The 12,386-nt window shown below is 45.4% G+C and carries 9 protein-coding genes; 6 read left to right on the top strand and 3 right to left on the bottom strand.

Annotated features, from left to right (window positions below):
* Positions 1-88 precede the first annotated feature (88 nt).
* The 6 genes from murJ (at position 89) to ispH (ending at position 7,949) form a co-directional block, all read left to right on the top strand.
* Complete coding sequence (gene murJ, locus AB4263_RS08190) at positions 89-1,651, top strand: murein biosynthesis integral membrane protein MurJ (protein WP_372098056.1); 1,563 nt, start codon at positions 89-91, stop codon at positions 1,649-1,651.
* A gap of 70 nt (positions 1,652-1,721) precedes the next feature.
* Entirely contained in the window at positions 1,722-2,657 is a 936-nt protein-coding gene (gene ribF, locus AB4263_RS08185; RefSeq protein WP_017062867.1) for a bifunctional riboflavin kinase/FAD synthetase, read from the top strand.
* 63 nt (positions 2,658-2,720) lie between these two features.
* Positions 2,721-5,597, top strand: a complete 2,877-nt coding sequence (gene ileS / locus AB4263_RS08180; RefSeq protein WP_017059344.1) for an isoleucine--tRNA ligase — start codon at positions 2,721-2,723, stop codon at positions 5,595-5,597.
* A gap of 157 nt (positions 5,598-5,754) precedes the next feature.
* A complete protein-coding gene (lspA, locus tag AB4263_RS08175) occupies positions 5,755-6,255 on the top strand; it encodes a signal peptidase II (protein ID WP_004739521.1) in 501 nt (166 codons plus the stop codon).
* A 149-nt stretch (positions 6,256-6,404) separates the two neighbouring features.
* Entirely contained in the window at positions 6,405-6,836 is a 432-nt protein-coding gene (fkpB, locus tag AB4263_RS08170; protein WP_017059345.1) for an FKBP-type peptidyl-prolyl cis-trans isomerase, read from the top strand.
* 156 nt (positions 6,837-6,992) lie between these two features.
* Entirely contained in the window at positions 6,993-7,949 is a 957-nt protein-coding gene (gene ispH, locus AB4263_RS08165) for a 4-hydroxy-3-methylbut-2-enyl diphosphate reductase (RefSeq protein WP_029235087.1), read from the top strand.
* Between the two features lie 132 nt (positions 7,950-8,081).
* Here ispH and btsR read toward each other — a convergent pair whose 3' ends face one another.
* The 3 genes from btsR to AB4263_RS08150 all read right to left on the bottom strand — a co-directional run bounded on the left by btsR (position 8,082) and on the right by AB4263_RS08150 (position 12,342).
* Positions 8,082-8,813, bottom strand: coding sequence for a two-component system response regulator BtsR (gene btsR, locus AB4263_RS08160; protein WP_065584722.1), 732 nt, complete (start codon positions 8,811-8,813; stop codon positions 8,082-8,084).
* A gap of 105 nt (positions 8,814-8,918) precedes the next feature.
* Complete coding sequence (locus AB4263_RS08155) at positions 8,919-10,589, bottom strand: sensor histidine kinase (RefSeq protein WP_017080271.1); 1,671 nt, start codon at positions 10,587-10,589, stop codon at positions 8,919-8,921.
* A 262-nt stretch (positions 10,590-10,851) separates the two neighbouring features.
* A complete protein-coding gene (locus AB4263_RS08150) occupies positions 10,852-12,342 on the bottom strand; it encodes a carbon starvation protein A (RefSeq protein ID WP_372098055.1) in 1,491 nt (496 codons plus the stop codon).
* Positions 12,343-12,386: the final 44 nt, after the last annotated feature.

The raw sequence follows: 12,386 nt of genomic DNA, 5'->3' as shown, positions 1-12,386 counted from the left end.
TTTTAGACCAATGCTAATAAATATGCTTCTTAGGACAGGATAGTATTTATCCTCGCTTGAAAGTAATCAACCAGTGTCAGAGGTTTCTGTGAGTAAACGACTATTAAAGTCAGGCCTGATTGTCAGCGCAATGACTTTTGTTTCCCGTGTATTGGGGCTAGTACGTGATGTAGTAGTAGCAAATTTGATGGGGGCAGGAGCGAGTGCCGACGTATTTTTTTTCGCTAATAAAATTCCTAATTTCTTACGTCGACTTTTTGCAGAAGGTGCGTTTTCTCAAGCGTTTGTTCCTGTATTAACGGAATATCACGCCGCAGGTGATAAATATAAGACACGAGATTTAATTGCTAAGGTGTCGGGTACGCTCGGGGTTTTAGTTTCTATTGTCACCGTTATCGGAGTATTGGGCTCTGGCGTGATCACCGCGATGTTTGGTGCAGGTTGGTTTATCGACTGGCTAAATGATGGCCCATCAGCACCCAAATTTGAGTTGGCGAGCTTTATGCTCAAGATTACCTTTCCTTATTTATGGTTTATTACCTTCGTTGCTTTATCCGGTGCGATTCTTAATACATTAGGTAAGTTTGCGGTCTCTTCTTTTACCCCTGTGTTCTTGAACGTGATGATCATAGGCGCTGCATGGTTTATCTCACCTAATTTAGAGCAACCAGAAATTGGCTTGGCCATTGGTGTGTTTCTTGGCGGCTTAGTCCAATTCCTTTTCCAAATGCCTTTCTTGATCAAAGCGGGTGTGTTGGTTAAGCCAAAGTGGGGCTGGAGAGATCCGGGGGTGGTTAAGATCCGCACATTAATGATCCCTGCTTTGTTCGGTGTATCGGTCAGTCAAATCAACTTATTGTTTGATACCTTTATTGCCAGCTTCCTCGCAACAGGCTCTATCAGTTGGTTGTACTACTCAGACCGACTGCTTGAATTTCCTCTCGGTTTATTCGGTATCGCGATTGCGACCGTGATTCTTCCTGCTTTATCTCGTAAACATGTAGATGCTCAAGGGGAAGGGTTCGCGCATACCATGGACTGGGGCGTGCGCATGGTTTTGCTGCTTGGTATTCCTGCGATGTTAGGTCTTATCGTTTTAGCTAAACCAATGCTGATGGTGCTATTCATGCGCGGTGAGTTCTCTCCACACGATGTACAGCAGGCATCGATGTCATTGGTAGCTTACGCATCAGGCTTGCTTAACTTCATGTTGATTAAAGTTTTAGCTCCGGGTTACTACTCTCGCCAAGATACCAAAACACCGGTTAAGTACGGCATTATCGCTATGGTGACTAATATGGTGTTTAACGCGATCTTTGCTTATTTTTATGGCTATGTGGGTTTGGCGATTGCGACGGCACTGTCTGCCTTTGTGAATATGGCCTTGTTATATCGAGGATTGCACCTTGCGGGTGTGTATCAATTAACTAAGACAACCTTGTTGTTCAGTGCCAAATTAATTATCTCAGGTGTGGTGATGGTAGCGGCTATTTTATGGCAGCTGGATAATATGCAACATTGGCTTGAATGGAGCTTTAGCCAGAGAGCGCTGACATTAACTGGCTTGATTGGACTTGGTGGCTTTGTTTATATTGTTTCGGTACTGATTTTAGGTATCCGAGTAAAACATTTAAAAGCAGCGACAGATTAATACTGATTAGTATATAATCCGTCGGTTTCACACAATAAATGATGCAAATAACAGGTTTTAGCTGATCATAATGGAACTGATCCGAGGTATACACAATATTAAAGCGCAGCATCATGGCTGTGTATTAACCATAGGTAACTTCGATGGTGTTCATTTAGGACATCAAGAGGTTTTGAGTCAGGTTTCTAAACAAGCTGCAGCATTAGGGCTACCTTCTGTTGTTATGACGTTTGAACCGCAGCCTATGGAGCTGTTTGCCCGAGATAGAGCGCCAGCACGTTTAACTCGTTTACGAGACAAATACGTGCAACTGAGTAAGCTAGATATCAGTCGCTTATTGTGTGTTAATTTTAATCAGTATTTTGCAAGTTTATCCGCGGAAGCATTCATTAAGGATCTTTTGGTTGATAAGCTTGGTGTGAAGTTCTTGGTGGTTGGTGACGATTTTTGCTTTGGTAAAGGTCGTACCGGTAATTTCGCTATGCTCAAAGAGGCGGGTGAGAAGTACGGTTTTGAGGTGGTCAGCACCCAAAGCTATTGCTTAAACCAATTACGAGTAAGCAGTACTGAGATACGAAATGCATTAGCGGTCGATGACTTGGCTGCAAGTGCTACCATGTTAGGACGTGATTACAGTATTAGTGGTCGAGTGTCCCATGGTCGAAAACTAGGGAGAACTATCGGTTTCCCTACCGCTAATATTCCATTAAAGCGTTGTGTTTCTCCTGTATCGGGAGTGTATGTTGTTGAAGCTTTGGATATCGACGGTGTTCCTGTCGGTGGCGTTGCTAATATTGGACAACGACCAACAGTTAATGGGGTAAGGCAGCAATTGGAAGTGCATTTTTTTGACTTTAAAGCCAATTTATATGGTAAACAGTTAGAAGTACGACTTTTGCACAAACTGCGCGACGAGATAAAATTTGAATCGTTCGACGCACTAAAGAATCAAATAGAATTGGATGCTGAAGCCGCAAGGGTGTGGCTGCTTCAGCTAAAGAATTAATCGGATGATTCCACCGATTAACATAATGTCTAACTTCGCCCAATATAACGGAATTAAGAATCGATGAGTGATTATAAAGATACCCTGAACTTACCAGAAACAGGGTTCCCAATGCGCGGCAATCTGGCAAATCGTGAGCCAGAAATGCTGAAGCGTTGGTACAAAGAAGATCTTTACGGCGAAATCCGTAAGGCAAAGAAAGGTAAAAAATCTTTCGTACTGCATGATGGCCCTCCATACGCGAACGGCGATATTCACATTGGCCACGCGCTGAATAAGATTCTTAAAGACATTATTATCAAATCTAAGACCCTTTCTGGTTTTGATGCACCGTACATCCCTGGTTGGGACTGTCACGGTCTTCCAATCGAGCTAATGGTTGAGAAGAAGAAAGGTAAGCCTGGTCAGAAGATTTCGGCGGCTGAATTCCGCGAAGAGTGTCGAAAGTACGCTGCGGGTCAAGTTGAAGGTCAGAAAGAGAGCTTCAAACGTCTTGGCATCATGGGCGAGTGGGACAAACCTTATCGCACTATGGATTTTGGCACAGAAGCGAACATCATTCGTTCTCTTGGCAAAATCGCAGACAAAGGTCACCTTCTTAAAGGTTTCAAACCCGTTCACTGGTGTACTGATTGTGGTTCTGCTCTGGCTGAAGCTGAAGTTGAATACAAAGATAAAGTTTCTCCATCTATCGATGTGAAATTTACAGCAGCTGACGAAGCGGCGCTTCTAGAGAAATTTACTCTAGCTGAAGGTCATGCGGGTCAAGGCGAAATTTCTATCGTTATCTGGACAACAACACCATGGACTCTGCCTGCTAACCGCGCAGTATGTCTACGTGATGATCTTGAATACGTGCTTATCCAAGTTGAAGCGAATGGCGACCAGCCTGCTCAACGTATCGTTGTTGCTTCTGAACTAGCAAAAGACGTAATGGATCGTGCAGGTATCGAGCACTTCCACAACCTTGGTTTTGCTACAGGTGCTGATCTTGAGCTTTCTCAGTTCAACCACCCGTTCTACGACTTTACTGTTCCTGCAGTTCTTGGCGATCACGTAACAACAGATTCAGGTACTGGTGTGGTTCACACTGCGCCTGGTCACGGTCAAGAAGATTTCGTGGTTGGTAAAAAGTACAACCTAGAAATCGCTAACCCAGTTGGTTCTAACGGCGTTTACCTGCCAGATACAGAGCTATTTGCTGGTCAGCACGTATTCAAAGCGAACGACTCTGTTTTAGAAGTTCTAAAAGAGAAAGGTGCACTTCTGCATCACCACGCTTACGAGCACAGCTACCCACACTGTTGGAGACACAAAACTCCAATCATCTTCCGCGCAACACCACAATGGTTCATCTCTATGGATCAAGCTGGCCTACGTGCTAAAGCACTAGAGTCAATCAAGAGTGTTGAGTGGTTGCCTGAATGGGGTCAAAGCCGTATCGAAGGCATGGTTGAAGGTCGTCCTGAGTGGTGTATCTCTCGTCAACGTACTTGGGGTGTGCCAATTGCTTTGTTTGTTCATAAAGAAACAGCAGAACTTCACCCAGAAAGCCCAGCGCTTATTGAAAAAGTTGCGAAGCTAGTTGAAGAGAAAGGCATTCAAGCTTGGTGGGATGTAGACGCTGCTGAACTTATGGGCGCAGAAGACGCTGATAAGTACGAAAAAGTAATGGATACGCTAGACGTATGGTTCGACTCAGGTGTTACGCACTTCTCTGTTGTTGATTCTCGTGAAGAGTACAACTTCCCGAACGAAGAGCGCACTCACAGTGCTGATCTTTACCTTGAAGGTTCAGACCAACACCGTGGCTGGTTCCAGTCTTCTCTAATTTCATCTATCGCGATGAAAGACGAAGCACCGTACAAGCAAGTACTAACGCACGGTTTCGTAGTGGATGGTAACGGCCGTAAGATGTCTAAATCTATCGGTAACGTTGTTGCTCCTAAAGACGTAACCAACAAGCTAGGTGCAGATATCCTGCGTCTATGGGTTGCTTCTACAGACTACACGGGTGAAGTTGCGGTTTCTGATGAAATCCTGAAGCGTTCAGCGGATGCTTACCGTCGTATTCGTAACACGGCTCGTTTCTTCCTAGCGAACTTGAACGGTTTCAACCCTGAAACTGACCTAGTTCCTGCTGAAGAGATGGTTGCACTTGATCGCTGGGCTGTTGGCCGTGCTCAAGCTGCACAAGAAGAGATTGTTAAAGCATACGGCGAGTACAACACTCACGGTGTGACTCAACGTCTAATGCAGTTCTGTTCTATCGAAATGGGTTCTTTCTACCTAGACGTAATCAAAGACCGTCAGTACACAGCGAAGCAGGGCAGCCATGCTCAACGTAGCTGTCAAACGGCGCTTTACTACATCGTAGAAGCTCTAGTTCGTTGGATGGCACCTATCATGTCGTTCACTGCAGATGAAATCTGGAACGAAATGCCAAGCTCTTTACCAACTGGAGAGCAGCGCGACACGTTCGTATTCACAGGTGAGTGGTTCGAAGGTCTATTTGGTCTTGCAGAAGGCGAAGAGCTAAGCAACGAATTCTGGACTGAAATCCAGTCTGTTCGTGGCGCAGTGAACAAGCTTCTTGAAGATGCTCGTAAAGAGAAAACGATCGGTGGTGCACTGCAAGCTGAAGTTACTCTATACGCTGACGATGCACTAGCGGCTAAAATCAACAAGCTAGAAGATGAGCTACGTTTCGTACTTATCACCTCTGCAGCTGTTGTTAAGCCACTGAGCGAGAAGTCTGATGCAGCGCAAGCGACAGACGTTGCTGGTCTATTCGTTGAAGTTGCGGCTACTGAAGCTGAGAAGTGTGACCGTTGCTGGCACCACACTCCAGATGTAGGCACTATCGAAGGTCACGAGAAAGTTTGTGGTCGTTGTGTGTCGAACATCGACGGTGAAGGCGAAGTGCGTAAGTTCGCATAACGACTCAGAGAAAGACTGAACTTTTTGTAAAAATCATAGCCCCAGTATCAACTGGGGTTATTTTTAGTTATAGGAAATGTGTTTAACCAAGTTGGTAATCAAGGTCACGTAAGGTGACTAACAATGAATACCAACTTCGTAAATACTAGGAATAGAAATGAGTGAAGTTTCGTTAAAACAATCTGGTGTACGTTGGTTATGGCTGGCTCTATTGGTCTTCTTGGCTGATATCGGCATTAAACTCTTTGTCATGGACAATATGGGTTATGGTTGGGCAAACCGTATTGAGGTGCTGCCATTCTTTAACTTTTTGTACGTGCATAACTACGGTGCAGCGTTTAGCTTCTTGAGTGATCAAAGTGGTTGGCAGCGTTGGTTATTTACGGGTATCGCATTTGCGGTAACAGGTATGCTGACGTACTGGATGAGCAAACTACCAGCAACAGAGAAGTGGAATAACATTGCTTATGCGATCATCATTGGTGGTGCAGTAGGTAATGTGTTTGACCGAGTCGTACATGGCTTTGTTGTCGATTACTTAGACTTCTACTGGGGCACTTACCACTGGCCTGCATTTAACTTAGCGGATATGGGAATCTGTATCGGTGCTGCGATGATCATCTTAGATGGTTTCCGTAAGAAAGACGAAAGCAAATAGCTTGCTTCAAAGTCAGTCTATGACTCACAGAATAGAATAGCCCTAAGCGCTGTCGGTTGATTCCGACGGCGCTTTTTTTTATGCTTCAGTCAACAAGGAAGCAAAGCACAGCGCATCCTCAAATAATAAAGAAGTCTAAGGAAAGTAACGTGGCAGCAATTAAAAATGATTCAGCAGTAACTCTACATTTTACGATTAAAATGAAGGATGGTTCAGTTGCCGATAGTACGGAGAACATGGGCAAACCAGCGAAGTTCGTCATGGGTGATGGCAGCCTAAGTGAGAACTTTGAAGCGTGCTTACTTGGACTTGAAGCCGGCACTGAAAAGTCTATCGAACTGAAGGCGGAAGACGCGTTTGGTATGCCAAACCCAGATCATATTCACTATATGGATCGTGCTAAGTTTGTTGGCGACTCTGAAGTTGAAGTGGGCACTATCATGGCATTTTCAGGTCCTGACGGTATGGAAATTCCAGGTATTATTACTGAGATCGCAGGTGATTCAGTGACGGTTGATTTTAATCACCCACTCGCTGGTCAAGACGTTAGCTTTGACGTCAATATCTTAACGGTAGAATAACTCTCTTAACGTTAGAATAGCTGTCTTCACGCTAGAATAAGATAGCCTTACAGCTGTGATCTCACCCAGAGCTTCACTGTCTAGACGCTTCACTGTAGAATGCGAACCTCGCTGACGGCGAACTCTATAGAAGCAACCTTAGTACCGCGGTAAATGATGAGCAATGAAATGAAAATAATGTTAGCTAACCCTCGTGGCTTTTGTGCCGGTGTCGATCGTGCGATCAGCATCGTAGAGCGTGCACTCGAAATGTATCAGCCACCGATCTATGTTCGCCATGAAGTGGTACACAACCGCTTTGTTGTTGAGGGGCTCAAGCAGCGTGGTGCTATTTTTGTCGAAGAACTGAGTGAGGTGCCAGACGACAACATCGTGATCTTTTCGGCTCACGGTGTTTCTCAAGCGGTTCGTAAAGAAGCGAAAGAGCGTGAGTTAACGGTATTTGATGCGACGTGTCCTTTGGTGACTAAAGTTCATATGGAGGTTGCTCGTGCGAGCCGCAAACATATGGAAGTGGTACTGATTGGCCACGCAGGTCACCCTGAAGTGGAAGGCACTATGGGTCAGTACGCGAGCCAAACTGGTGGTATGTACTTGGTTGAAAGACCAGAGGACGTACAGAACCTCGTGGTGAATGATCCAAGTAACCTGCACTATGTTAGCCAAACTACGCTATCAGTAGATGAAACTGCAGATGTGATTGAAGAGCTACGTCGAGTGTTCCCTGAGATTCAAGGCCCACGTAAAGACGACATCTGTTACGCGACTCAAAACCGTCAAGACGCTGTGCGTGAGATGGCGAATGACGTTGATGTGGTGATAGTGGTTGGTTCTAAGAACTCATCGAATTCAACTCGTCTAAAAGAGCTAGCTGAGAAACTAGGCACACCAGGCTACCTAACTGACTGTCCTGAAGACATTCAAACCGAGTGGGTTGAAGGGAAAAAGAAAATCGGTGTAACAGCCGGTGCTTCTGCTCCTGAAGAGCTGGTAAACCAAATTCTAGATCGTATTCGTGAGCTAGGTGCGACTGACGTTGAAGAGATTCAAGGTCGTGAAGAGAACATGTTCTTTGAAGTACCAAAAGAGCTACAGATTAAGCAAGTCGACTAATCTCTATTGATTGGTGACAAGATCGATGCGTAACACTATCGATTTGCAAACACTATTGATTTGTAAACAGCAGGAAGCCAACGTTGATGCGTTGGCTTTTTTGATCGTGCTATATCTAAACCTGAAATTTGTTTACTGGAGGCCGAGTTGCTCTTTTAACGTCTTGAGATAGCGACGACTCACCGGGACTTCAAAGCCCGTCAGTGTGATGATCTCGGCTAATCCATTCTCTAGTAACTTGATCTCTTGGATCGATTTTATGTTGATCAAATATTGTCGATGGCAGCGGATCAAATCGGTCTTTTCTTCCAAGATCTTCAGGGTTAGTTGCGAGGTTGCTGTTTGTGATGAGCTACGAACATGCACGCCACTGATATCAGAATAGGCGCATTCAACCGTTTGGCTTGCCATGATCACAATGCGGTTATGACCAATACACGGAATCTGCTCTAAGTGGCAGGGAGCAATCGCAGAGATGTCTTGTGCTGGCGCTTTCTGATTCTGCTTGATGACCTTATTCAGACGGCAAACACTCTTGTTTAATCGACAAGGTTCGACGGGTTTGAGTAGGTAGTCAAAGGCATTGTCTTCAAAGGCTTGAATCGCATATTGATCGTAGGCGGTGACGAATACCACGTAGGGCATGGTATCTGGGTCAAGCATGCTTAACAGCTCAATCCCAGTAACCTGCGGCATTTGGATATCCAAATACACGACATCAGGCTTGAGTAGGTTGATCTGTTTCAGTCCTTCGATCGCGTTACTCGCTTGGCCTATGATTTCCACTTCTCCGGTTTCGGTCAGCAGCTCAATCAGCTCTTCGCGAGCAAAAAGCTCATCATCGATAACTAGTGCCTTTAACATCCTACAATCTTCATCTTGGTTCTATCCCTGCTTGGTTCACGCTTATCTTTTAAATGTCTGCTTCTAAATGTTTCAACTCGGAGCGATCCGTCTCCGAAAATACCATTATTTGAGTATAGGTATGATAAAGCTCATTCGAGTAAATTGCTGTGGTTGAGATTCTATTTTTAGTGCTGAATCTTGTCCAAAGAAATTAGTGAGTCGTTTATCAACAATTTCCATCCCTAATCCTACATGATCTTGAGATGGCTTCTGATAATTACCTGCATTGTCTTCAACGGTTAACTTGAACCCACCCTCGAAAGCCTCGCTAGAGATCTTTACTTTACCGCCTTCCAACATATTAGATATCCCATGTTTGATGGCGTTTTCTACCAGCGGTTGCAGGGTAAAGCTCGGCAATTGAGATTCATATAACTGCGGGTCGATATCCCATTCCACTTCTAGTCGATCGGTAAAGCGTGCTTTCTCTATGGTCAGGTAAGCGTTGACGTGTGCCAGTTCGTCTTTGAGCTTCACGGTGTTGATGTTCTGCTTTAGGTTGCTTCTAAAGAAGTGAGACAGGTGTTGAATCAACTCTCGAGCTTTATCTGGGTCACGACGTGTTACTGCGCTGATAGTATTAAGCGCATTGAACAAGAAGTGCGGGTTCACTTGAGCGTGCAGCAGTTTGATTTCTGCTTGTGTCAGTAGCGTTTGCTGCTGCTGGTAGTTGCTAAATAGGATCTGGCTCGATAATAGTTGAGCGATACCTTCACCCATCGACATATTGATGGTCGAGAATAGTTTCAGCTTTGGCTCATAGAGCTTGATGGTGCCGACCACTTCGTTACCCGCGCGCAATGGAATAATCAACGCAGAACCCAATTTACAATCCTGCGACAAGGAGCATTGGTATGGGTTCTCTTTGCCATCAAGGTAGATGATGTCGTTCTGTTCCATCGAAGTGAGCGTGCTTTGCGATGAAATCGGGGTGTTCGGAATATGGTGTTCATCACCAATACCAACGAACGCGAGGATTTTCTCTCGGTCGGTAATCGCTACCGCCCCTACGTTGGTCTCTTCATAAACGATACGTACGATTTTTTGTGCGTTATCGGAATTGAACCCACCATGCAAAATACCCACCGAACGTTCGGCAATAGTAAGTGCGCGGCGTGAGAAAGTTGCCGAATACTTCTCGAAGATGGTTTTCCGATCTTGGATGATGCTCATGAACAGCGCCGCACCGACCGAGTTAGCAATGATCATTGGCGCCGCAATATCGGAGACCAGAGCATAGGATTGTTCGAAGGGTTTTGCGACCGCCAGCAGAATCAGCATCTGAATGATCTCTGCAAACAGGGTTACCGAGAAAACCACTAACGGATTAAACAGTTGGCTGGCTTTGTTCTTTCTCACGAGATAAACGTGTAACAGGCCGCCAATCAAGCCTTCTGCTGTGGTTGAAATCGCACAAGCCAAGTCTGTGAAGCCGCCTAATGAGTAACGGTGAATTCCACCAGTAAAGCCGACGGCAAAGCCAACGACAGGGCCGCCAAACAGACCTCCCATTACCGCACCCATCGCACGCGTGTTGGCGATGGCATCATTGATCTGCAGTCCGAAATAGGTACCCATAATGCAGAACAGGGAAAACAGAACGTAGCAGCTGATCTTATGGCTTAAGCGAGATGAGATGCTCAACAAAGGGAGAATCAGTGGGGTTTTACTCAGCATGTAAGCAATCACTAAGTAGACGCAGGTTTGTTGCAGCAGAGAGAGAATGAGTTCCATATTTTCACCTATTGAGACGCTTGTTAAGTGTAAAGCTCATTGCTTGGTAACGGTAGCTTTGCTTGTGTTTTCGTAGGTTATATTCGCTTCCCAGAGTCGAAAGCACTAACGCCTGAAAACACTAAAGCCCATCACAGTGGACGGGCTTTAGTCTTAGATTCCACGAATCACTGGGTGATTACGGGAGCAAGCGAAGTTGTGTTTGGCTGTTCTTTTGTCTCTCTATGAAGACGTGTCTCTTGTTCTCAAGAGTCTGAAAGAACTAGGCGGTTTTGGTGACGCCTTTTGCTTCTTTTTCTTCTTCATCAGCAAGGTCGATATCGCCTTTGCCTTTTGAAATTTTGATAACGTAAGCCGCAATTCCGAATGCACTCACCACGCCGATGATGGTTGAAAGCTGCATTGGTAGACCGAAGCCCAGTTGGCTGTTGTTCAGGATGAATGTGATACACACAGATGTCATGAACACAGCTGGAACCGTTGTTACCCAGTGCAGTTTATTGTGACGAAGTAGGTAAGCCGAAGCTGTCCATAGCATCATGACTGCTGTTGATTGGTTAGCAAAACCGAAGTAGCGCCAGATGATACCGAAATCAACTTGAGTCAGGATGCCACCGATAACGAACAGTGGTAACGCCATTAGTAGACGGTTACGCAGTGTTTTCTGTTCCATGTTGAAGTATTCAGCAAGGATAAGACGGCTTGAACGGAACGCTGTGTCACCAGAAGTGATTGGCAGGATAACCACGCCAAGGAAAGCAAGGATACCGCCAAATACACCCAGTAGGCCAAATGAAGCGCTGTATACCACGTTACCAGGGCCGCCGTTTGCAATCGCGTCAGATAAAGATTCAACTGAATCGAAGAATGACAGAGCAAGCGCACACCAGATTAGAGCGATGATGCCTTCACCAATCATTGCACCGTAGAATACGAAGCGACCATTTTTCTCGTTTTCCATGCAACGCGCCATTAGTGGAGACTGAGTTGCGTGGAAGCCAGAGATAGCACCACAAGCGATGGTAATAAATAGAGCAGGCCAAAGTGGTAGATCGTTAGGGTTCATGTTGGTGAACATGTCTTTCATCTCGAAGCCACCCATGATTTGGTGCTCGTCAGATAGACCAATCGCAGTGATTAGGCCAACAGACATAAAGATAAGCAGTGCACCGAACAATGGGTAGAAGCGACCAATGATTTTATCGACAGGGACAATCGTTGCGATGATGTAGTAAGCAAAGATGATGACAACCATGGTGCTCGTAGACATTACGAAATCAGTTTGGTCGTTCACTAGGTTAGTGATCATGCCTGCTGGAGCAGAAACGAACACCACACCAACAAGAAGCAGTAGAACAATGGCAAAGATGTTCATAAAGTGTTTTGCGCCATTGCCTAGGTAACGTCCAGTGATGGTTGGAACCGAAGCGCCACCATTGCGGATAGATAACATACCTGAGAAGTAGTCGTGTACGGCACCTGCGAAGATACAACCTAGCACGATCCAAAGCATTGCTGCTGGGCCGTAAAGGGCACCCATGATAGGGCCGAAGATTGGACCTACACCTGCAATGTTAAGCAGTTGAACTAGGTAAACCTTTGGCGTCGACATTGGAACGAAGTCCACGCCGTCTTGCTTGGTGTGAGCGGGTGTTTGACGCTTTTCATTGATACCGAAAATCTTCTCGATAAAGGCACCGTAAATAAAGTAGCCACCAATGAGTGCTGCAACACAGGTAAGAAACCACATCATAATTTGTTATCCCTGAATGTATTAATTAAGTCAGGGTGTATATT

Origin of the sequence: Vibrio sp. 10N.261.55.C5, assembly GCF_041470505.1 — a bacterium.
In the GTDB taxonomy this organism is placed as follows: domain Bacteria; phylum Pseudomonadota; class Gammaproteobacteria; order Enterobacterales; family Vibrionaceae; genus Vibrio; species Vibrio crassostreae_C.
Note: the sequence above shows the minus strand (reverse complement) of the source record. Positions and strands in the feature narration are given on the sequence as shown.